Genomic DNA, 19,868 nt, shown 5'->3' on the forward strand with positions numbered 1-19,868 from the left:
TCTCGTCCGAGCCGTCGGAGGGGGTATCCCGCAGCCCGGTGTGAGCTCTGCCTGCGCGGCGACGGGGAACGACCATCCCCCGCGATTCAATCGAGACGCGACGTTGCGGCTTCGGCGCTTGAAACGAAGAGGGCGGCGGATGCCCTGCACCCGCCGCCCTCCCATGCCACGAGAGTCCTGGCGTTCAGGCGGACATCGCCGTCTTGAGGTTCTGGTCCACCTTGTCGAGGAAGCCGGTGGTGGAGAGCCACTTCTGGTCCGGCCCGACGAGGAGGGCGAGATCCTTCGTCATGTGGCCGGCCTCGACGGTGTCGACGCAGACCTTCTCGAGGGTGGCCGAGAACTTCGCCAGCTCATCGTTTCCGTCGAGCTTGGCGCGGTGGGTGAGGCCGCGGGTCCAGGCGAAGATCGAGGCGATGGAGTTGGTGGAGGTCTCCCGGCCCTTCTGGTGCTCGCGGAAGTGGCGGGTGACGGTGCCGTGGGCGGCCTCGGCCTCCACGGTGTTGCCGTCCGGGGTCATCAGCACGGAGGTCATCAGGCCGAGCGAGCCGAAGCCCTGCGCGGCGGTGTCCGACTGCACGTCGCCGTCGTAGTTCTTGCAGGCCCACACGTAGCCGCCCGACCACTTCAGGCACGAGGCGACCATGTCGTCGATCAGCCGGTGCTCGTAGGTGATCCCGAGGGTCTTGAACTGGGCCTCGAACTCTTCCTCGTAGACCTTCTGGAACAGGTCCTTGAACCGGCCGTCATAGGCCTTGAGGATGGTGTTCTTGGTGGACAGGTAGACCGGGTACTTCCGGGCCAGACCGTAGTTCAGCGACGCCCGGGCGAAGTCGATGATCGACTGGTCGAGGTTGTACATCGACATGGCGACGCCGGCGTCGGGGAACTTGAACACCTCCTTCTCGATGACGGTGCCGTCGTCACCCTCGAACTTGATGGTCAGGCGGCCCTTGCCGGGCACCTTGAAGTCCGTGGCGCGGTACTGGTCGCCGTAGGCGTGGCGGCCGATCACGAAGGGCTGCGTCCAGCCGGGGACGAGGCGCGGCACGTTCTTGCAGATGATCGGCTCGCGGAAGATCACGCCGCCGAGGATGTTGCGGATCGTGCCGTTGGGCGAACGCCACATTTCCTTGAGGTTGAACTCCTTCACCCGGGCCTCGTCCGGCGTGATGGTGGCGCACTTCACGCCGACGCCGTGCCGCTTGATCGCCTCGGCGGCGTCCACCGTCACCTTGTCGCCCGTCGCGTCCCGGTGCTCGACGCCCAGGTCGTAATATTCGAGATCGACGTCGAGGTAGGGGTGGATGAGCTTGTTCTTGATCTCGGCCCAGATGATCCGGGTCATCTCGTCGCCGTCGAGCTCGACGACGGGGTTCGCTACCTTGATCTTCGCCATGGGCCGCTGCCTTTTCGTGCGCTGTCCTCGGGGCGCACAGCATGCAAGGGCCGTGCGGACGCGCCCGGCGACATAGCAAGGGGCCACGGTGAGCGGAAGGCTCGCGCTGTCATCCGGCCGGCGTCGTAACTCGCCCCTCGACGGGCCGGCGGCCCCGTGCCAGAGGGCGGCATGACCCGCGCCGCCGACGAAAAGGACCTCGAGATCCCCCCGGGCACCGCCCCCGCGGTGATCCTCGTGGAGCCGCAGCTCGCCGAGAATATCGGCATGACGGCCCGCGCCATGGCGAATTTCGGCCTCTCGGAGTTGCGCCTCGTCAACCCGAAGAACGGCTGGCCGAAGAAGGGCGTGCGCGAGGCGGCCTCCGGGGCGACTCACGTCCTCGACCGGGCGCAGGTCTTCTCCAGCGTGGAGGAGGCCATCGCCGACCTCCATTTCGTCCTCGCCACCACCGCCCGCGAGCGGGGGCAGATGAAGCGCGTCTACGCCCCCGAGGACGCCATGGCCGAACTGTCGGGCCGCGCCGGCCAAGCGTGCGGCGTGATGTTCGGGCGCGAACGGGTGGGGCTCACCAACGACGAGGTGTCGCTTGCCGACGCCATCGTGACCTTTCCGGTCTCGCCGGACTTCCCCTCGCTCAACCTCGCCCAGGCGGTGCTGCTCGTGGGCTACGAGTGGCGCCGGGCGAGCGGCCGGGCGCAGATCCCGTTCTCGGGCGAGATGCTGTCAACCCCGGCGACCCGGGATGCGCTGACCGCCCTGTTCGCGAACCTCGAATCGGCCCTGGACGCGGCGGGGTTCTACCCGCCGCAGAAGCGCGGAGGGATCGTCCGCAACATGCGCGACAGGCTGCACCGCATGGAGATGACCGAGCAGGACGTGCGCACCTTCCAGGGCGCCCTGCGGGCGATGACCCAGCGGAAGAAACACCAGCCGGGCGGGGAGTGAGCCCGGCACCCGCGCTTTCGACGCGCGGGCGGCGAGATGCTTCAGCGGCGTCCCGCCACCCTCGGCCGCCTCGCTGCGCCCGCGATGGCGGACGGGTGGAGATCCGCTACGAGCCCCGGACCTCCGGCGCTTTGCCGCTCCCGAAGCAGCGACCCACCGCCTCCCAGAAGGCGACCTGCTCCTCTCGGGTGCAGCAAGCCAAGCGGGCCTTCACCATCGCGAGGCCGGCCACGGCGTCCTCGCTGGAGGCGACCTCGGTTTCCGTGGGCACGCTCTGCCGGTCGTCCTGGGTCATGGCGATCCCCCTCGCCGGTCACAACGCGTCGGGGCGCCTGCGCTGTTCCGTCGGCCGCCGCAATCGGGCATGGAGACCGAGCCGGCCGCCTGGATGACGCCGGGCGACCCCTGAGGAACCCTTGCGGCTCGACGTCGACAACCTCGCCTGCCGCCGCTCCGGCCGCCGGATCTTCGCCGGGCTGACCTTCTCCGTAGGTGAGGGCGGGGCGCTCGCCGTCACCGGACGGAACGGCGCCGGCAAGTCGAGCCTGCTCGCCATCCTCTCCGGCCGGCTTCGACCGGATGGGGGGCGGATCGCCATCGCCGATGTGGGGGAGGCGAGCCTTCCCGAATGCCTGCACGTGGTCGGCCACCGGGACGGGCTGAAATCCGCCCTGACGGCGGGGGAGAACCTCACCTTCGCGCGGGATCTCCTCGGCGCCCCGCGCCTCGTGCCGCGGGAGGCCCTCGAACGGCTGGGCCTCGCCCACGCCCACGACCTGCCGGTGGCCTATCTCTCCGCCGGCCAGCGGCGACGGGTGGCGCTCGCGCGGCTCCTCGTCTGTGCGCGCCCCCTCTGGCTTCTGGATGAGCCGACCGCCGCCCTCGACACCGCCTCGCAGGAGGTCCTGGCCGGGCTCATGGCGGAGCACCGGGCCGGCGGCGGCCTCGTGATCGCGGCGACCCACCAAGCGCTCGGGCTCCGAGACGCGATGGAACTCCGCATCGACCGTGCCGGCCCCGAACAGGCCGCGGCGCCCACGGACGCCGACGGGGAGGACTGGTTATGATCCGCGCCGGCCTCGCCCTCGTCGCGCGCGACCTGCGCTTGGCGGCCCGCGTCGGCGGCTCGGGCACGCTGTCCCTCGTCTTCTTCCTGATGATCGTCGCGCTGGTGCCCTTCGCCCTCGGGCCCGATCTCAACCTCCTGTCGCGGATCGGGCCGGCGATCCTCTGGCTCTCGGCGGTGCTCTCGACGCTGATCGGCCTCGACCGGCTGTTCCAGGCCGACGAGGAGGACGGATCCCTCGACCTGATGACCGGGGCGCCGGTGCCCCTCGAAGGGGTGGTGCTCGCCAAGGTCGTCGCCCACTGGCTGACGACGGGGTTGCCGCTCGCACTCGCCTCGCCGCTGTTCGGCCTCCTCGTCGCCCTCGACGGCACCGCCATGGCTGCGACCGCCCTGACGCTGGCCGTCGGCACGCCGGCCCTCAGCTTCATCGGCGCGGTGGGGGCGGCGCTCACCGCCTCGATTCGCCGGGGTGGGCTGATTCTGGCGGTGCTGGTGCTGCCGCTGATGATTCCGACGCTGATCTTCGGTGTCTCGGCTGCGCAGGCGGCGACGGGCGGGACGGTGCCGTTCCTCGTGCCGCTGGCGGTGCTGACGGGGTTGACGCTCATCGCCGCCGTCGTCGGCACGGTGGCGGCGGCGGCGGCGCTGAGATGGCCGGAGTAGTCGTCTCGATCTGCGCCGGCCGTCTCAGAGCCGTTGTCTCGCTCGAAAAAACGGCTCAGAATCATCAATATTTGCAAGGCATTGAGTGACAAAGCAGTTTTGGTCTAATCTCTGCTGCCTGGTCAAACATCATTGCGCGCGACAGCTGATCAATCTAGGGGCTGTGGGACCTGACCGGATATATCTGATCCCTGGATCGCTTTGCTACGCTCGCAGAGGCGGGTGACGTGGCATGAGAAACTTTTTTAGAATGCGCTAATCTAGACTGTTTTCTCTCAGTGTCTTCGTCGAGTATTTAAATCCTCCTTCGATATCTTCCCTTCCATGGGATGTTGAAACTTCAACATGATTATCTTCAAAGCACCCGATCTCAACGCGTAATCCATATAAGGTCACGTTTGCCCGGATAGTTTCTGGTCCGAACCTGTTTAGCGTAAATGGAATTTTCTGATTATCGAGAAGGTGTAAGATATCGAAAGTTGATCGATTTTCCATAGTATCTTCCCATGGTTTGGAAGCGAAGATCAAACAGTAACTTGTATGCCTTCTCGGAGCCGAGCTCGTTGGCTTGTGCAGCTGCCTTAAGATCAGAGACTTCGCGATCAAAAAAGCGTCTCGGAAATTCGTGATTGATCTATACGCAGCAGTTGGCAGATATGTATTTTTTAGCAAGTTTCCGTGGTTAGTTGATATTTTTGCCCCGATACCCCCCCCCGACCGATTGATTTATCGACTGGCCGCCGTTCGATTGTCCAGCGGACGCGCGCGACTGATTTTGTGAATACTAGTGTTGAATCACGTAACGCAATTTTCAAAGCTGCACGTCGAGGGTAAGACCAGCTCGTTATCCGCGTAGAGACTTCATCTCTGAGAATCGGGGTTAGTTCGAGGTCATCGCCCGATAGCCCTCCGCAGCAAAGGTTAGGCCTTATATCTGAATTTAGGCATTTTGTCGCGATTGTTGAGATGCCTAGTTGGCGGAGCGCGCGTTGCAGCGTTTTGAATGATGGCTTGAATGGTTCTCCTGGTCCGCCTGCGTTGACGCAGGCAGGGGCCATGTCTATAGGAGGCGCTTCGCCGGGACTCCTCGCTTTTGCGTGCGCTGCGTCTCGGCCATCGCCTGACAACCTTTCGCGTTGACCGATTCCCGGCCGTGCCGGCCCGTCGGCATCGCTCGACGAGAAACACGAGGACTAATATGGCCAATACCGCTTCGGCCAGGAAGATGACCCGCAAGATCGCCAAGCGCACGGCGATCAACAAGTCCCGCCGCTCCCGCATGCGCACCTTCGTGCGCAAGGTCGAGGAGGCGATCATCGCCGGCAACCAGCAGGACGCGCTCGCCGCCCTGCAGAGCGCCGAGCCGGAGATCATGCGTGCTGCCCAGTGCGGCATCGTTCACAAGAACAACGCCTCCCGGAAGGTCTCGCGCCTCGCCGCGCGGGTGAAGGCCCTGGCGGCCTGATCGCCCCGGCCCATCGAACGAACGATTTCAAGCCCGGCCATCGCGCCGGGCTTTTTCTTTGCGCGCTCGGCGGGTACGTCGCCCGGCAGCGTTGCGCCGGCCTCGCCAGACCGGGTCGTCCCGCTCAGAGATCGTTAACCCTGCGCCGGAATTTGGATTATTGCAGAGTCCACGGGCCGCGTGTAGCTTAACAGAACGTCACCGCGTTCAAGCAAAACCCGTTGGTTTCGGGACTCTCGCGAATCACGAGACGCCGCAAGACTCTAGCTCTTCCCCGGCACCCCCTCGGGAACACTTGGCCCCGGGATTCCACGCCGTCCCCGTAAGTCCCACTGTTAAGGGAACCGCAGGTCTTTGTTGATAGGCTCTTCAAATCGGCTGAAGTTCCTTGTGACGGGATTGACTCGACATACGGAATCAGTCTCGCGCGGTGGTTGCGAGACACTGAGGGCGTGAAGCGTGCGTACGCGCAGCGGGCGGATTTTCGTCGGCGGCGTGGGGAGAGCCAGTGATGCGTGTCGACGGAACGGTGGCGAACGGCGACGAGGAAGGGCGCACCCAGGACGGTGGCGCCCATGAGAACAGCACCCCGGATTACGGCGCGGCTTGGTCGCGCGTGAAGCGCCGCCTCCGCGCGGAGCTGGGGGAGGACGTGTTCGCGAGCTGGTTCGCCAGGCTGGAACTCGAGGGCGTCGTGGGCGGCGCAGGCCGCCTCACCGTGCCGACCCGCTTCCTGAAGAGCTGGATCGAGTCCCACTACATCGACCGGGTGCTGGGCACCTTCCGCGCCGAGGCGCCGGAGGTCGACCGGGTGGAGATCGGCGTGCGCGGCACCGCGGCTCCGGCGCGCCCCGCCGTGGTGAACACGCCCAAGCCCGCCCCGACCAGCGGCCCCCTGGCCCGCCTCCATGCCACCGGCGCGCCCGTCGCGATGGCGGCGATGGCCCCCGTGGTCGAGCCGCGGAACATGGCCGACACCGGCAACGAGTTCAACGGCACCCCGCTGGACGCCCGCCTGACCTTCACGAGCTTCGTGGTGGGCCGCTCGAACGCCCTGGCCCACGCCGCCGCCGAGCGCATCGCCCGCCACCAGGGGGAGGGTGCCCTCTACAACCCGCTCTACCTCCACGCGGGCGTCGGCCTCGGCAAGACACACCTGCTGCACGGCATCGGCCACGCGGCCCGCGAGGGCGGTCGCCGGGTGATCTACCTGACGGCCGACCGCTTCATGTACGGCTTCGTCAACGCCCTGAAGACCCAGTCGGCCCTGGCCTACAAGGAGCGCCTGCGCGGGATCGACCTGCTGATCCTGGACGACGTGCAGTTCATCCAGGGCAAGTCGATCCAGGCCGAGTTCGGCCACACCATCAACGCGCTCATCGACGCCGGCCGGCAGGTCGTCGTCGCCTCCGACCGTCCGCCGACCGAACTGGAAGCCCTGGACGAACGCGTCCGCTCGCGCCTCGCGGGGGGCCTGGTGGTGGAAATCGGCAACCTGGACGAGCAGCTTCGCGTCTCGATCCTGTCGGCGCGGCTGTCCGCCGTGCGGAACTCCCATCCGGGGTTCGATGTGTCGCCGCAGGTGGTGAACTACGTCGCCCGGGCGATCACCGCCAACGGCCGCGACCTCGAAGGTGCGGTGAACCGGCTGCTGGCCCATGCGACGCTCACCGGCACCGCCGTCACCGTCGAGACCGCCGAGACCGCGATCCGCGACCTCGTGAAGAACCGCGAGCCGAAGCGGATCAAGATCGAGGACATCCAGAAGCTGGTGGCGAGCCGCTACAACGTCTCGCGCTCGGACATCCTGTCGGAGCGCCGGACGGCGGCGGTGGTGAAGCCGCGCCAGATCGCCATGTATCTGTCGAAGGTCCTCACCCTGCGCTCGCTGCCCGAGATCGGCCGCCGCTTCGGCGGGCGCGATCACACCACGGTGCTGCATGCCGTGCGCAAGATCGAGAAGCAGATCGGCGAGGACACGGTGCTCGGCGACGAGGTCGAGCTGCTGAAGCGGATGCTTCAGGACTGAGCGCAGGCGTCGCCGGGGCAGGGGGGCCGGCGTCCCCTTACGCCGGCGGCTCCAGCAGCGCGCGCAGCGCGTCCGGCAGGCGGACGGCCCGGCCATCCCGGACGCAGGCCACGGTCACGTCGGCGCTGACGAGAATCTCCGCCCCGCGGCGGACCTCCTGGGCCAGCTTCATCGAGGCACCGCGCAACTCGCGCGTGCGGGTGATCACGGTGAGCTGGTCGTCCATGTGGGCCGGCTTGAGGAAGTCGAGGCCCATCCGGCGGACGACGAAGACGAGGCCCCGGGCCTCCCGGTGCAGGTCGGATTGATCGCCCGCGAGGCTGCGGAGCAGCTCCGTCCGTCCGCGCTCCATGAAGCGCAGGTAGCTCGCGTGGTAGACGAAGCCGGAGAAATCCGTGTCCTCGTAATAGACGCGCACCGGCAGCGCATGGCCCGCCTCATCCATTGATTCCAGCCCCGAGACGGGGCGTGGTTCGGCCCCTCCGGCGGGCTCTATACTCAATTTCCACGCCCGTAGATGCGGCGAAGGCCGCCCCCCGGGTGGGGGACGGCCTTCGGGCATTCCGGTGAGCCTGTCGTGCTCAGCCGCCGTAGCGGACGGCCAGCGTCGAGGACTCGGCGTGCTCCTGGGCGATGTAGGGCAGAGCCTCGTTCGCGAACTGACGGCCCTGGGCGTTCTCGCCGCCCTTGGCGTAGGTGTCGTAGAGGGCGAGGGTGCGGGCGTCGGAGCGGGCCTGTTGGTCGATGTAGGTCCGGTCGAAGGCGCGGCCGTTCGGGGCGGACTGCAGCTGCGAGAGGCGGGCCTGACCACGCTCGCCAAGGGCCACGCGACGGCCCGGCTCGGTCGGGCTGTTGTCGACGAGGCCGACCGCACCGAGGGTGCCGCCGACGATGGTGGTGCCGAGGTTGGCGGCCAGGGTCACCGGGGCCAGGATCACGCCGACCGGGTTGCTGAAATCGGTGCGGATGCCCTGGTTGTCGGACACGACCGAGCCGCCGCGGCTCAGCGAGGTACCGGGGGGCAGCAGGGCCTCGGTGGTGGCCTTCCGCTCGACGAGGACGCGGTTGGCATAAGCACGGACGCGGGGGTTGCGCGACCGCTCGAGGGCCATGCGGCTCGCCTCGATGCTGGCGGCGTCCGAACGCAGGGCCTCGGCCCGGAAGGCGGGGGTCGACGTGGTCGTGGTCGGAGCGGTGTCCGACAGGTTCGGGAAGATGCGGACGGGGAGGGCGTCCTGGGCCAGGGCCGGCGTCGCGAACGCGGCGACCGTGAGGCTGAGGGCGGCGAGCGTGGTCTTCGTCATGGGTGAGGGATTTCCTCTCATATGATGGACAGGCGGCGCTGGGCGGACTGGCCCGGCAGCCGGAAACGACATCCCGCATCCGAGATGAGTCGGGCGCACAACAGCAGCGCTCGGCCGCTGTTCCATCCGTTGTGCCTCGCGTTTCCGTGACGATGCCGCGGAGGCGGCAAGATGGGATTACGCACACCCAGCTTTGCGGCGCACAAAAACAGGCGCCATTACAGCCGGTTACCGCCAGATATAGCTACGTAGACCGGCGAACGGCCAAGCTTATACTGCGCGATCTGCCATGACCCGAGCGAAATGCTGCCCGGCCGCTTGTGCATGCCGGGCGGGTCAGGCGTCCTCGTCGTTGAAGGAGAGACCGAATTGCGAGGCCGGCTCACGGCGGGGCTCGGCGAAGCCCATATGTTTGAAGGCGTGCCGGGTCAGGACCCGGCCCCGGGGCGTGCGCTGCACGAACCCCTTCTGGATGAGGAACGGCTCGACGATGTCCTCGATGGCGTCGCGCGGCTCGGACAGCGCCGCCCCGATCGTCTCGATCCCCACCGGCCCGCCGCCGAACGAGGTGGCGATCAGCGTGAGGTATTTCCGGTCCATCACGTCGAGGCCCGCAGCATCGACGTCGAGGAGTTGGAGCGCCCGGTCGGCGATCGTCCGGGTCACCATCTCGGCATCCGCCACGATGGCGAAGTCGCGGACCCGGCGCAGCAGGCGCCCGGCGATGCGCGGGGTGCCGCGGGCGCGTTTGGCGATCTCGTTGGCGCCCTCCGCCGACATGCCGAGGCCGAGCACCCGCGCCCCGCGGGCGACGATCTGCTCCAATTCGTCGATCTCGTAGAATTCGAGGCGGATCGGGATGCCGAAACGGTCGCGCAGGGGCGTCGTGAGTAGGCCCGCCCGGGTGGTGGCGCCGACGAGGGTGAATTTCGGCAGCTCGATCTTCACCGAGCGGGCCGCCGGCCCTTCGCCGATGATCAGGTCGAGCTGGTAATCCTCCATGGCGGGATAGAGGATTTCCTCCACCGCCGGGTTGAGGCGGTGGATCTCGTCGATGAAGAGCACGTCGCGCTCTTCGAGGTTGGTGAGCTGCGCCGCGAGGTCGCCCGCCTTGGCGATGACCGGGCCGGAGGTGGAGCGGAAGTTCACCCCCAGCTCCCGGGCCACGATCTGCGCCAGGGTGGTCTTGCCCAGCCCCGGCGGACCCACGAACAGCACGTGGTCGAGGGCCTGGCCCGTCTTGCGGGCCGCCTCGATGAAGATCTTCATGTTGGCGCGGGCCGCACGCTGTCCGATGAACTCGGACAGGTTCAGGGGCCGGATGGACTGGTCCGCGTCCTCGCCGCGCTTCTCGGCCGACAAGAGCGGGTTCGTCGGGGGCTTCGGCTTGGTCATGAACCTTTCGGAGCCTGCGCGTCCGCGGGCGTTCCTCCTACCGCGGGGAGGGGACGAAGTCTAAGCGGTGGACGAGTCTCGCCGCTGGCGCGAATCGTCGTGAAGTTGCAACCTTGGCCATGCAATCAAATCCGGCCGTGCCGCACTTATGAGAGTGCCGGGCACCGGATCGTCGCCCCTCATCAGGACCACCATGTTCCGCACGCTCATCCTCGGCGCCGCCAGCGTCGGCCTCGGGCTCGCCTCGGCCCATGCCCGTCCGCTCCACCCGGTGGAGGACGAGCGGCCCATCGCCGCCAACGAAGCGGCGGTACGGCCCGTCGCGGCGGTGGTCACCGAGGGGCAGCCGGTCTGCACCCACACCCGGCGTCGCCTCTGGCTGGAGAGCGAAGGGTGGGTGGTGCGCAAGATCTCCACCTGTCGTTAAGCGGGGGTTAACAGGGCATACGCAGTCCGCGCGGCTGGCGGCGTCGCCGCTGCCGGAACGACATCGGAGGTGACCCGTTCCCGGTGAACCACCGGCGGACACCGGAGCCCCACACGATGCGCCTGCGCGCCTTGACGATCCTCGCCGCCCTGGCGGTCCTGCCGGCCACCCTGCCGGCTTCCGCCGAGGGCTATTACGGTCACGCCCCCTACGGCGGGTACCGGAGCTACGGCGCGGGCGTGCCGCGGGTGGCGTATGGCCAGGGCTTCGCGCAACCCTTCATCGAGGGTGACTACATCGGTGCGCCGTTCACCAAGATCCCGCGGCCGAACGACCTCGTGCCCGCGCCGTGGAGCTACGGCACCTATGGTGTGCCCACCGTGTCCGGCATCGCCCGCCCGCCGACCGGGCAGCCGACCCTGACGGTGATCCATGCGCCCCGCGCCGGGATCGCGTCCCGCCGGTCTGCCGCCCCCCCGGACGAGGAGCAGGCCGACTTGCGGGTGGTGAACGTCACCGTTCCCCGTCGCTGACCGCCGCGAACCACGCGGCATAGGGCGTGGTGTGGGCCATATGCCGGTTCAAGTCCGGCGCCCCGTCCGTCCACCAGACCGGCCCGCGTTCGCCCAGGGCCGTCTTGGCGGCGTCGACCCCCGCCCTGGCCGCCTTCATGGCATCGGCATCGCCGCTGCGCTTGGCCTGTCCGACCGCCCGCCGCGCATTCATGAGATCCGCCACCAGAGCCTGCCGGCGCTCTTCAGGCAGCGACGGATCAGCGCACCGCCAGAGGCGCCCGCGGACGATAATATAGCGGCCATCGGGAGTTGACCGGATTTCGTCTTTTCCCCGGCGCGACCGCGTTGGCGCCGGCTTAAGTTTTCTGGGGTGACGGTCCACCGGAATTTTGCCGGTGCCTCCATGCAGATCGTCGTCGTCGATTCCAGCCAGGTCGTCCTGCGGGTGATCGGGTCGCTGCTCGAAGCCCGGGGTCACACGGTTCATGAGTTCACCGAGTCCGATGCGGCTCTGGAGTTCCTGACGGTGGCGCCGGACGTGCGGGTGCTCATCACGAGCCTCGAAGTCCGCCCCATGAACGGCCTCGAACTCTGCTGGGCCGTGCGGCTCCTCGCCGAGGACCGGCGCCCCCTGCACATCATCACGATGTCCTCCGCCAACAGCGTCCACAATCTCGCCGAGGCCCTCGACAGCGGCGCGGACGACTTCATCGAGAAGCCGCCGCGCGCCGAGGAGTTGCATGCGCGCCTGCGCGCCGCGGAACGGATGACGAAGCTTCAGGAGGAGCTGATCCGCCTCGCCGAGACGGACGGCCTCACGGGCCTGCTCAATCGCCGTGCGTTCCGGGAGCGCACCGAGGCCGCCGTCGCCCGGGTCACCCCGCTGCGGAGGCCGTCGCTGATCGTGGTCGATATCGACCACTTCAAGCGCATCAACGACGTGCACGGCCACGATATCGGCGATCGGGCGATCTGCGCCGTCGCCCACCTGTTCCAGGAGGAGGGCATCGTCGGCCGGCTCGGGGGCGAGGAGTTCGGGATCTTCCTGCCCGAGCGCGACCGGGACTCGGCCATCTTCCATGCCGAGGGCCTGCGGGTGCGGGTGCGGGCCCTGCGGATCGCCTGCGGCGACGGGACGGTCGGCCTGACCTGCAGCTTCGGCGTGTCGACCTGGTCGGAGGGCGACACCATCCCCGCGATGTTGAAGCGTGCGGACATCGCCCTCTACGAGGCCAAGGCCGCGGGCCGCAACCGCGTCATGGTCGAGACGCGCCCGACCAGCTTCACAACACCGATCCGGACAAGCGTCTCGTAACGGATCGCGAGAAATCATTACAATTTTACGTACTCTCGGATCGAGACACGCAATAGCCTCCCGAGAGCTGAAACCGGCCCATCTGCGGTTAAATAAACCTTAATTTCCGGGTCCGTGGCCTGGAACGTTTCTTGGACCGTCTTCCAAAGACTTGGCGGGAATGTCCCGGCCAGGGAAATTGGGGTGTGGGGACCATGAACACGCCTGTTGGCGTTCTCATCTTGGATGAGCCGGACGATCTGTGCGCCACGGTGCGCGCCAGCCTCGAGCACATGCCGGAAGTCTCGACCATCGGCGAAGAGGATCTCGCCCATGGGGGCCGCCCGGCGGTCGCGCTGGTGTTCCTCGACGAAGTGCGCCTCGCCGATGGCGTCGCCCGCATCGTCGGGTTGAAGGAGCGGCAACCGACCCTGCGCGTGCTCGTGTCGTTCAAGGCCCTGACGGCCGACGACCTGCGGGCCGTGCTGGCGGCGGGCGCCGACGCCTTCGTGGCCCGCACCAAGTCACCCCGCGACCTGGGCGCCGCGATCCTGGCCCTGGCGGAGGGCGCCGACTGCCTCGTGCGGATGGAGCCGGTTCCGGCGGCCGAGGTGATGGACGGACAGGGTTTGACCCCCCGCGAGGCGGAAGTGCTGCGCTTCCTCAGCGCCGGCTTCAGCAACAAGGAGGTCGCCCGCCGGCTCGCGCTCAGCGTGCGGACGGTGGAGACGCACCGCCTCAACCTCCGGCGCAAGACCCAGACCGGCCGGCTGAAGGACCTCGTCTCCCTGGCGCGGCAGCTCGGCCTGTCCCCGGTGGTCGATGCGGAGCCCGTCCGCCGCGGCGGCGAATCGCGCGGGGCCGCCCCGCAGGAGGATCACTCCTCCCGGCACTGACAGGCGATCAGGCGGCCTCGGCCGCCGGACGCCGCGTGGGCTTGATGCTGCCGGCGGCGGCTTTGGCCTTGGCCTTGTCCTTGCGGCCCCCCTTGCTCCGGGCCTCCGCCTGCACCCGCGCCAGGCGGGCCTGCAGGAGCCCGAGCACGGCGGCTTCGTCGGCCCGCAGGGAGCCGGGGTCCTCCGTCAGCTCGGATTCCACCGCGCCGCGCATCTGATCGACCAGCGCCCCTTCGAGGTAGCAATCGAGAACCTCGGGGTGGATGTAGCACTTGCGGCAGATGGTCGGCGTGTTGCCGAGGCGCTGGGCGACGTGCTCGATGGCCGTGCGCACGTTGCGCTTGGCGCCGGCTTCGCTGTCGAATGTCTCGAACGCCTTCAGGGCCAGGGCGGCGAGCACCGTGCCCGCCCAGGTGCGGAAATCCTTGGCGGTGAAGTCTTCGCCCGTGATCTCGCGCAGATACGCATTGACGTCGGACGAGGTGACGTCGCGCTGGACCCCGTCCTCGTCGATGTATTGGAACAGCTCCTGGCCCGGCAGGTCCTGGCATGCCTTGACGATGCGGGCGATGCGCCTGTCCTTCAGGGAGATGTTCCAGTCCTTCCCGCTCTTGCCCCTGAATTGGAAGGTCATCTCCGCACCGGCGACCTTCACGTGCGGATCGCGCAGGGTCGTGAGCCCGTAGCTGCGGTTGGTGCGGGCGTAATCGTTGTTGCCGACGCGGATCAGGGTGTTCTCCAGAAGGGCGACGACGGTGGCGAGCACCTTGTCGCGCGGCAATCCCTTGCGGCGCATGTCGGCCTCGGCCCGGCGGCGGATCCCGGGGAGCGCGTCGGCGAAGCTCATGATCCGCGAGAACTTGTTCGCCTCCCGCGCCTGCCGGAAATCGGGGTGGTACCGGTACTGCTTGCGGCCCTTCGCGTCGCGCCCCGTGGCCTGGATGTGGCCGTTGCGGCGCGGGCAGATCCAGACATCCGTGTAGGCGGGGGGGATTGCGAGCTTCTTGATCCGCTCCAGCGTGCCCTGGTCGCGGATCGGCGCGCCCTTGGCGTCCCGGTAGCTGAAGCCCGTCCCGCTGCGGCGCCGCGTCAGGCCTGGGCGCCTGTCGTCCACGTAGGACAGGCCGGCTTCCTCGGCCGCATCGCGGAGATCGGTGACGCGTCCGGCGGATTCGGCCGCTTCCATCGCGAGAGTCCTCCCGTTCCGGGAACGGGCGCCCCGGCCTCCCACAACCGGAAGGTCCTGTGCCGTGTTCCGGCCCGGACGCCGCGCGCCTGTGCAGGAACCGCCTTTCGTTTCTCGCGCGGGCGGTGCAGGAGCGCGGGATGGAGCATTCCGATCCGCCCCGCCGCCTCGTCTTCATCGCCACCGAGGACTGGTTCTTCGCCTCCCACTTCCTCCCCATGGCCCGGGCGGCGGTGGCGATGGGTCTCGACGTCACTGTGGTGGCCCGGGTCCGCGACCATGCCGAGGTGATCCGCGCCGCCGGTGTGCGGGTGGTGCCCCTGGAGGCGGAGCGGTCGAGCCTCAACCCGATGGCGGCAGGCTACGCGGCGGGCCAGCTCGCGGCGATCCTGAAGGCGCTGAAGCCCGATATCGTCCATTGCATCGCCCTGCGTGCGATCCTCGTGGGCGGCACGGCGGCGGCGATCGCCGGCATCCCGTCCCGCGTCTTCGCGGTGACCGGGCTCGGCCTGATCGGCGCCCGGGAGGACCGGGTCGGCCGGGCGGGGCGCCTCGCCCTGCGCGCCCTGATCCGCGGACCCCTGGCCACCCGGCGGACCCGCTTCCTGTTCGAGAACCCCGACGACGCCATCGCGCTCGGCCTCGACCCCTCCGACCGGACCGTGACGGTGGTGGGGGGCGCGGGCATCGATCCCGCCGCCTACGCGCCGCGACCGCTCCCCCCCCAACCGCCCCTGCGGGTCGCCGTCGTCTCGCGGATGCTGTGGTCGAAGGGGATCGACGTGGCGGTCGCCGCCGTGCGCAGCGCCCGGCAGCGGGGTGCGCCGGTCGAACTGTCCCTCTACGGCGCCCCCGATGCGGGCAACCGCCGGGTGATCCCCGAGGCGACCTTGCGGGGCTGGGATGGGAAGGGAATCGCGTGGCACGGGCCGACCCGGGATGTCGCCGGCATCTGGGCCTCCCACCACGCCGCCTGCCTGCCCTCCCGCGGTGGGGAGGGCCTGCCGCGCAGCCTGCTCGAAGCGGCCTCCTGCGGGCGCGCCTGCCTGACGACCGACGTCCCCGGCTGCCGTGCCCTGGTGCGCGACGGCGCCGAGGGGCTGATCGTCCCCCCCGGTGACGCGGATGCCCTCGCCGCCGCCCTGGTCCGCCTCGCCGCCGACCCCGCCATGGTGGCCCGCATGGGTGCGGCGGCCCGCGCGCGGATCGAGGCCGGCGGATTCACCGAGGCCGCCGTCACCGACGCGACCTGCCGCCTCTGGCGCGACCTGCTGGAGGGATGACCATGCGCCCCCCCGACGATCCCGCAGGTTTCATCCGCGCCAACACCCGCCTGCTGCCGGTTCCGCATACCCCGGAGATTCGCCTGCACGTGGCGGACGAGGCCACGGAACTCTGGCAGCGCACGGAGGACGAGCTTCAGGAGATCGGCCTGCCGCCGCCCTTCTGGGCCTTCGCCTGGGCGGGGGGGCAGGCGCTCGCCCGCTACCTCCTCGACAACCCCACCTCCGTCGCCGGCCGGCGGGTGATCGACTTCGCCTCCGGGTCCGGCCTCTGCGCCATCGCGGCGGCGATGGCGGGCGCGCGGCATGTCCTCGCCAGCGATCTCGATGCCTTCGCGGTGACGGCCATCGGCCTCAATGCGGCGGAGAACGGCGTCTCTGGCCGCATCGAGGCGACGGCGGCGAACCTCCTCGGCACGTCCTGCCGAGCGGACATGGTGCTGGCGGCCGACGTGTTCTACGAGCGCGACCTCGCCGCGACGGTGACGGAATGGCTCGCCCGGCTCCAGGGCGAGGGGTGTGAGGTGCTGATCGGCGACCCCGGCCGGACCTACCTGCCCCGGGACCGGCTGACCTGCCTCGCCACCTACAGCGTGCCGGTGATGCGCAGCCTCGAGGATGCCGAGGTGAAGCAAAGCCACGTCTGGCGGCTGAACGGTTAAGCTCGAACCGCCGCCCGTCCGGACGACTTATCCCCCGCGGCCCGAACTTTGCCATGAGGGCTCCACCTGACCCAAAGGTGTTTCATCGTGACACTCACGCCGCGCCTTCCCCGCGTCGTCGCCTTCGCCGCCAGCGCCAAGCGCCCCGCGCGCACGCGCTTCCTCGTCGAAGCCGTGGCGGCCGAACTGTCCCGCCTGCGCCGGATCGACCTGAAGGTCTACGATCTCATCGATGCCGGCCCCGGCCTGGGCGTGTCCCGGCGCGAGGACCTGACGCTCCCGGCGGCCCGATTGGTGGACGCCATCGAGAACGCGGATGCGTTGATCCTTGGCACGCCGGTCTACCAGGGCGGGTATGCCGGGCTGTTCAAGCACGTCTTCGATTTCGTGGATCCGGCCAAGCTCGCGGGGCGGCCGGTGGTCCTCACCGCCACGGGGGGAGGCCTGCGGCATTCCCTGGTGGTCGAGCATTCCATGCGTCCGCTCTTCGGCTTCTTCGCCGCCCATGTCGCGCCGACCTCCGTCTATGCCGGGCCGGACTGCATCGCCCACGATGCGGTGACCGATCCCGCGATGGTAGGACGGATCGCCGCGGCGGCCTCCGAACTCTCGGCCCTCATCGAAGTCGCCCGCGCCGCCTCGGCCGGCGCCGCCGCCTGAGGCTATCCGCCCGCCCCGGAAAGCCTTAGCTTGGCGTATGGGCGAACCGAGGCGGGACTGATCCGTCGGTGAGCCATGCTACAGGCCGCCGTGCAGCCGCCCGCCCCGGAAGCGGGACACTCGTCGTCGCGCGGCGCTGCAATCCGGTCGGGGGTGTCATGGCCAATTCCACGGTGACCACACGGCGGACGGGCGGACCGGCGCTGCCGGCGACCTACACCACCGCCGCCGGCCTTCCCCGCTACAACCCGCTCTCGCAGCTCCTGCACTGGCTGACGGCCGCCTTCGCCCTGGCCGTGCTGCCCCTGGCCTGGGTCGCCCTCAGCCTTCCCGCCGGGGAAACCAAGGGCACGATGTTCGTCCTGCACAAGTCGGTCGGCCTGACGATCTTTGCCATCGTGGTGATCCGCATCCTGTGGCGGGCGGTCCATCCCGCCCCCGCCGATCCGAACACGCCCAGGGCCCTGGAGCTCATCGCCACCGTCAACCACTGGCTGCTCTACGCGATCTTCCTGATCATGCCGGTCAGTGGCTACCTGCTCAGTGCCCTCTCCGGTCGGTCGACACCGTACTTCTGGCTGTTCACCATCCCGGGCCTCGATAAGAACGAGTCGCTGCAGAAATCCTTCGAGGCGGTCCACGTCTTCGGGCAGTTCGCCGTGTACCTCCTCGTGGTCCTGCACGTCGCCGGCACGGTGTGGCACCTCGTGATCCGCCGGGACGGCATCCTCGAGCGGATGCTCCCGGTGCAGGACGGGCGCGGGACACGCTGAGACCGCACGACAGCCCAGCCGGGCGGAGCCCTACGGCTCGGCCCGGCGCAGGACGAGCGTGGTGCCGACCTCGGGGTCGCGGCGCCAGCCACCGTCCCCGTTCGGGACGAGGCCGATGGTATGGCCGCGCTTGGCGGTCAACGTGAGACGCCCTCCGGCGTAGTGCCAGCGCACCGGATTGAACACTTCCATTCCCTCGTCCTGGCAACCCGGCAGCAGCTTCACCGCCCCGCCCGCCCCGAGGTCGAGGCGGCAGGTGCCCTGCTGGCGGAAGCGGTCCAGCAGATAGGTGCCCGGCCGTGGCGCCGCCCCGTCATCCGGCGTGCCGGCGGCCGTCTGCGCGCGTGGCGCGGCGCCCGCAGGCTGCCGGAGCGGTTCGGGGACGGGCACCGGTGCCGGCGCAGGGGCGGGCGCGGCCTCCGGCGGGGGCGGCTCGGCCCCCGGAGGCCGCATCCCGACGATGTCGAGGGGGACGAGGCTGTAGGTCTCGCCGTTCTCGGTGGCGGCGTAGCTCCGCCGGTCCGGCCGCCGCTTGAACAGGAGGAGGGGGCGGACATTCGCGTCCACCAGCCGCACGGTTTCCTCGGCGTAGAGCCAGCCCGCCACGTTGCCCATGAACGGGAGCGCCCGGCGACAGCCGGGGGGGAAGTTCACCTTCTGGCCCGCCGGCCCCCTGTCCCGCAGCAGCGTCATCACGCAGCGCCGGTTCGTTCCGTCGCGGGACAGGTCCCACGTGCCGGGAACGTCGGCCACCTTGGTCGGCAACGTCTCCTCCGGCTGGTCCGGGCTCTGGGGCGCCGCCGCCGGAGGGGGAGGGGAAGGGGTGGTGGGGGCGAACCCGTAGGAGGGCGCGGGCTCCTCCTGGGCGAGGGCCGACCCGGAGGCCAGGGCCAGCAGGACGCCCAGCGTGGCGGTGCCGAGGCGGCTCACGCCCGCGGCCTCCAGGGTGTTTCGGCCACGGGGGTGATCGGCCCGCGCCCCTCGAACCACGACAGGATGTTGTCGACCACGAGTTGCGCCATGGCGTTGCGCGTGTGCTCGGAGGCCGAGCCGACATGCGGCAGCAGGACGGTGTTCTCCAGGGCCGCGAGGTCGGCCGGCACGTGCGGCTCGTTCTCGAACACGTCGAGGCCGGCGCCGTGGATCGTGCCGGCCCGAAGGGCCGCGATCAGGGCCGCCTCATCGACCACGCTGCCCCGGGCGACGTTGACGAGGATTCCCTCCGGCCCCAGAGCCTCCAGCACCTCGGCCCCGACGAGGCCCTTCGTCTCGGGGCCACCCGGCGCGACGACGATCAGCACATGCACCGCCCGGGCGAGGCTGACCGGAGTGTCGTGGTAGGTGTAGTCCACGCCGGACTGCCGGCTGCGGCCGAAATAGTCGATCGCCACATCGAAACCTTCGAGCCGCCGGGCGATGGCCCGGCCGATCCGCCCGAGGCCGAGGATGCCGACCCGCCGGCCCCGCAGGGAGGCGGTGAGCGGGAAGGGCGCCTTGGGCCAGTGCCCTTCGCGCAGGTAACGGTCGGCCTGCGGCAACCGGCGGATCGTCGCCAGGACGAGGCCGATCGCGAGGTCCGCGACCTCCTCGGTCAGCACGTCGGGCGTGTTAGTGACGATCACGTTCCGTGCGGCGGCGGCGCCCGCATCCACCGCATCGTAGCCGACGCCGAAGTTGGCGATGAGTTCGAGGGCCGGCAACCGTTCCATCAGGGCGGCATCGACGGTGCCGCCGGCGCACAATCCCCGGATCCGCGGCCCGACCTCCCGGAGCAGGGCGTCGCCGTCGGGGGCCTCGTCCAGACGGTGGATCGTGAAGCGGCCGCCGAGCGACCGCTCGATCAACGGGTGCATCTTGCGCAGGAGCAGGATGTCGGCGGACGGGGCTCCGGTCATCTGTG

The 19,868-nt window shown here is 69.3% G+C and carries 22 protein-coding genes; 13 read left to right on the plus strand and 9 right to left on the minus strand.

Annotation, left to right across the window (positions count from 1 at the left end):
- Positions 1-184: 184 nt before the first annotated feature.
- Positions 185-1,399 (minus strand): NADP-dependent isocitrate dehydrogenase, encoded by a 1,215-nt coding sequence (locus tag MKK53_RS23180; protein ID WP_243931222.1) that lies wholly within the window; start codon positions 1,397-1,399, stop codon positions 185-187.
- A 171-nt stretch (positions 1,400-1,570) separates the two neighbouring features.
- Between MKK53_RS23180 and MKK53_RS23185 the strand changes: the two genes are divergently transcribed.
- Positions 1,571-2,347, plus strand: coding sequence for an RNA methyltransferase (locus tag MKK53_RS23185; RefSeq protein ID WP_243931223.1), 777 nt, complete (start codon positions 1,571-1,573; stop codon positions 2,345-2,347).
- Between the two features lie 106 nt (positions 2,348-2,453).
- On the opposite strand, the gene MKK53_RS23190 is transcribed toward MKK53_RS23185, so the two are convergent.
- Positions 2,454-2,642, minus strand: coding sequence for a hypothetical protein (locus MKK53_RS23190; protein WP_243931225.1), 189 nt, complete (start codon positions 2,640-2,642; stop codon positions 2,454-2,456).
- A gap of 121 nt (positions 2,643-2,763) precedes the next feature.
- Here MKK53_RS23190 and ccmA point away from each other — a divergent pair, with 121 nt between their 5' ends.
- From ccmA to dnaA, 4 genes are all read left to right on the plus strand, one after another.
- The gene (gene ccmA, locus MKK53_RS23195) at positions 2,764-3,414 is read left to right on the plus strand and encodes a heme ABC exporter ATP-binding protein CcmA (RefSeq protein WP_243931227.1); all 651 of its coding nucleotides are present in this window, start codon (positions 2,764-2,766) and stop codon (positions 3,412-3,414) included.
- A complete protein-coding gene (gene ccmB / locus MKK53_RS23200) occupies positions 3,411-4,079 on the plus strand; it encodes a heme exporter protein CcmB (RefSeq protein ID WP_243931229.1) in 669 nt (222 codons plus the stop codon). The genes ccmA and ccmB overlap by 4 nt, the downstream gene beginning before the upstream one ends.
- A gap of 1,198 nt (positions 4,080-5,277) precedes the next feature.
- Positions 5,278-5,544 carry a 30S ribosomal protein S20 gene (gene rpsT, locus MKK53_RS23205; RefSeq protein ID WP_243931231.1) on the plus strand — a complete coding sequence of 89 codons (267 nt, stop codon included), beginning with the start codon at positions 5,278-5,280 and terminating at the stop codon, positions 5,542-5,544.
- 511 nt (positions 5,545-6,055) lie between these two features.
- A complete protein-coding gene (gene dnaA, locus MKK53_RS23210; protein ID WP_243931234.1) occupies positions 6,056-7,573 on the plus strand; it encodes a chromosomal replication initiator protein DnaA in 1,518 nt (505 codons plus the stop codon).
- Positions 7,574-7,610: 37 nt separating this feature from the next.
- On the opposite strand, the gene ybgC is transcribed toward dnaA, so the two are convergent.
- The 3 genes from ybgC to ruvB all read right to left on the minus strand — a co-directional run bounded on the left by ybgC (position 7,611) and on the right by ruvB (position 10,272).
- A complete protein-coding gene (gene ybgC / locus MKK53_RS23215; protein WP_243931235.1) occupies positions 7,611-8,018 on the minus strand; it encodes a tol-pal system-associated acyl-CoA thioesterase in 408 nt (135 codons plus the stop codon).
- Between the two features lie 136 nt (positions 8,019-8,154).
- Complete coding sequence (locus MKK53_RS23220) at positions 8,155-8,877, minus strand: DUF4142 domain-containing protein (protein WP_243931237.1); 723 nt, start codon at positions 8,875-8,877, stop codon at positions 8,155-8,157.
- 336 nt (positions 8,878-9,213) lie between these two features.
- On the minus strand, positions 9,214-10,272 hold the full coding sequence (gene ruvB / locus MKK53_RS23225; RefSeq protein ID WP_243931239.1) for a Holliday junction branch migration DNA helicase RuvB: 1,059 nt from the start codon (positions 10,270-10,272) through the stop codon (positions 9,214-9,216).
- A 193-nt stretch (positions 10,273-10,465) separates the two neighbouring features.
- Between ruvB and MKK53_RS23230 the strand changes: the two genes are divergently transcribed.
- Both MKK53_RS23230 and MKK53_RS23235 read left to right on the plus strand, forming a co-directional pair.
- Positions 10,466-10,699: a hypothetical protein gene (locus tag MKK53_RS23230; RefSeq protein WP_243931241.1), complete on the plus strand. Its 234-nt coding sequence runs from the start codon at positions 10,466-10,468 to the stop codon at positions 10,697-10,699.
- A gap of 116 nt (positions 10,700-10,815) precedes the next feature.
- Positions 10,816-11,232, plus strand: a complete 417-nt coding sequence (locus MKK53_RS23235) for a hypothetical protein (protein ID WP_243931243.1) — start codon at positions 10,816-10,818, stop codon at positions 11,230-11,232.
- Here MKK53_RS23235 and MKK53_RS23240 read toward each other — a convergent pair.
- Complete coding sequence (locus tag MKK53_RS23240) at positions 11,213-11,533, minus strand: hypothetical protein (protein WP_243931843.1); 321 nt, start codon at positions 11,531-11,533, stop codon at positions 11,213-11,215. The genes MKK53_RS23235 and MKK53_RS23240 overlap by 20 nt on opposite strands.
- A gap of 84 nt (positions 11,534-11,617) precedes the next feature.
- On the opposite strand from MKK53_RS23240, the gene MKK53_RS23245 reads away from it, so the two are divergent.
- Together MKK53_RS23245 and MKK53_RS23250 are read left to right on the plus strand one after the other, a co-directional pair.
- Positions 11,618-12,529 carry a GGDEF domain-containing protein gene (locus tag MKK53_RS23245; RefSeq protein WP_243931245.1) on the plus strand — a complete coding sequence of 304 codons (912 nt, stop codon included), beginning with the start codon at positions 11,618-11,620 and terminating at the stop codon, positions 12,527-12,529.
- Positions 12,530-12,723: 194 nt separating this feature from the next.
- A complete protein-coding gene (locus MKK53_RS23250; protein ID WP_243931247.1) occupies positions 12,724-13,404 on the plus strand; it encodes a LuxR C-terminal-related transcriptional regulator in 681 nt (226 codons plus the stop codon).
- Between the two features lie 7 nt (positions 13,405-13,411).
- Here MKK53_RS23250 and MKK53_RS23255 read toward each other — a convergent pair whose 3' ends face one another.
- Positions 13,412-14,590 (minus strand): DNA topoisomerase IB, encoded by a 1,179-nt coding sequence (locus MKK53_RS23255; protein WP_243931249.1) that lies wholly within the window; start codon positions 14,588-14,590, stop codon positions 13,412-13,414.
- A gap of 140 nt (positions 14,591-14,730) precedes the next feature.
- Between MKK53_RS23255 and MKK53_RS23260 the strand changes: the two genes are divergently transcribed.
- The 4 genes from MKK53_RS23260 to MKK53_RS23275 all read left to right on the plus strand — a co-directional run bounded on the left by MKK53_RS23260 (position 14,731) and on the right by MKK53_RS23275 (position 17,968).
- Positions 14,731-15,873 carry a glycosyltransferase gene (locus MKK53_RS23260; RefSeq protein WP_243931251.1) on the plus strand — a complete coding sequence of 381 codons (1,143 nt, stop codon included), beginning with the start codon at positions 14,731-14,733 and terminating at the stop codon, positions 15,871-15,873.
- Positions 15,874-15,875: 2 nt separating this feature from the next.
- Positions 15,876-16,535 (plus strand): class I SAM-dependent methyltransferase, encoded by a 660-nt coding sequence (locus tag MKK53_RS23265; RefSeq protein ID WP_243931253.1) that lies wholly within the window; start codon positions 15,876-15,878, stop codon positions 16,533-16,535.
- An 87-nt stretch (positions 16,536-16,622) separates the two neighbouring features.
- Positions 16,623-17,195 (plus strand): NAD(P)H-dependent oxidoreductase, encoded by a 573-nt coding sequence (locus MKK53_RS23270; protein ID WP_243931255.1) that lies wholly within the window; start codon positions 16,623-16,625, stop codon positions 17,193-17,195.
- Positions 17,196-17,353: 158 nt separating this feature from the next.
- Positions 17,354-17,968, plus strand: coding sequence for a cytochrome b (locus tag MKK53_RS23275; protein WP_243931257.1), 615 nt, complete (start codon positions 17,354-17,356; stop codon positions 17,966-17,968).
- A gap of 30 nt (positions 17,969-17,998) precedes the next feature.
- Here MKK53_RS23275 and MKK53_RS25505 read toward each other — a convergent pair whose 3' ends face one another.
- Positions 17,999-18,898, minus strand: a complete 900-nt coding sequence (locus MKK53_RS25505) for an AprI/Inh family metalloprotease inhibitor (protein ID WP_313901575.1) — start codon at positions 18,896-18,898, stop codon at positions 17,999-18,001.
- Positions 18,895-19,863, minus strand: coding sequence for a 2-hydroxyacid dehydrogenase (locus MKK53_RS23285; RefSeq protein WP_243931259.1), 969 nt, complete (start codon positions 19,861-19,863; stop codon positions 18,895-18,897). The genes MKK53_RS25505 and MKK53_RS23285 overlap by 4 nt, the downstream gene beginning before the upstream one ends.
- Positions 19,864-19,868: the final 5 nt, after the last annotated feature.

The sequence above is a fragment of the Methylobacterium sp. J-076 genome (genome assembly GCF_022829405.1).
Classification (GTDB): domain Bacteria; phylum Pseudomonadota; class Alphaproteobacteria; order Rhizobiales; family Beijerinckiaceae; genus Methylobacterium.

Excerpts from the sequence above, each read along its gene's own strand:
- MKK53_RS23180 (WP_243931222.1), bottom strand. The coding sequence starts at position 1,399 with ATGGCGAAGATCAAGGTAGCGAACCCCGTCGTCGAGCTCGACGGCGAC.
- MKK53_RS23185 (WP_243931223.1), top strand. The coding sequence starts at position 1,571 with ATGACCCGCGCCGCCGACGAAAAGGACCTCGAGATCCCCCCGGGCACC.
- MKK53_RS23190 (WP_243931225.1), bottom strand. The coding sequence starts at position 2,642 with ATGACCCAGGACGACCGGCAGAGCGTGCCCACGGAAACCGAGGTCGCC.
- ccmB (WP_243931229.1), top strand. The coding sequence starts at position 3,411 with ATGATCCGCGCCGGCCTCGCCCTCGTCGCGCGCGACCTGCGCTTGGCG.
- rpsT (WP_243931231.1), top strand. The coding sequence starts at position 5,278 with ATGGCCAATACCGCTTCGGCCAGGAAGATGACCCGCAAGATCGCCAAG.
- dnaA (WP_243931234.1), top strand. The coding sequence starts at position 6,056 with ATGCGTGTCGACGGAACGGTGGCGAACGGCGACGAGGAAGGGCGCACC.
- ybgC (WP_243931235.1), bottom strand. The coding sequence starts at position 8,018 with ATGGATGAGGCGGGCCATGCGCTGCCGGTGCGCGTCTATTACGAGGAC.
- MKK53_RS23220 (WP_243931237.1), bottom strand. The coding sequence starts at position 8,877 with ATGACGAAGACCACGCTCGCCGCCCTCAGCCTCACGGTCGCCGCGTTC.
- ruvB (WP_243931239.1), bottom strand. The coding sequence starts at position 10,272 with ATGACCAAGCCGAAGCCCCCGACGAACCCGCTCTTGTCGGCCGAGAAG.
- MKK53_RS23230 (WP_243931241.1), top strand. The coding sequence starts at position 10,466 with ATGTTCCGCACGCTCATCCTCGGCGCCGCCAGCGTCGGCCTCGGGCTC.
- MKK53_RS23235 (WP_243931243.1), top strand. The coding sequence starts at position 10,816 with ATGCGCCTGCGCGCCTTGACGATCCTCGCCGCCCTGGCGGTCCTGCCG.
- MKK53_RS23245 (WP_243931245.1), top strand. The coding sequence starts at position 11,618 with ATGCAGATCGTCGTCGTCGATTCCAGCCAGGTCGTCCTGCGGGTGATC.
- MKK53_RS23250 (WP_243931247.1), top strand. The coding sequence starts at position 12,724 with ATGAACACGCCTGTTGGCGTTCTCATCTTGGATGAGCCGGACGATCTG.
- MKK53_RS23255 (WP_243931249.1), bottom strand. The coding sequence starts at position 14,590 with ATGGAAGCGGCCGAATCCGCCGGACGCGTCACCGATCTCCGCGATGCG.
- MKK53_RS23260 (WP_243931251.1), top strand. The coding sequence starts at position 14,731 with ATGGAGCATTCCGATCCGCCCCGCCGCCTCGTCTTCATCGCCACCGAG.
- MKK53_RS23265 (WP_243931253.1), top strand. The coding sequence starts at position 15,876 with ATGCGCCCCCCCGACGATCCCGCAGGTTTCATCCGCGCCAACACCCGC.
- MKK53_RS23275 (WP_243931257.1), top strand. The coding sequence starts at position 17,354 with ATGGCCAATTCCACGGTGACCACACGGCGGACGGGCGGACCGGCGCTG.
- MKK53_RS23285 (WP_243931259.1), bottom strand. The coding sequence starts at position 19,863 with ATGACCGGAGCCCCGTCCGCCGACATCCTGCTCCTGCGCAAGATGCAC.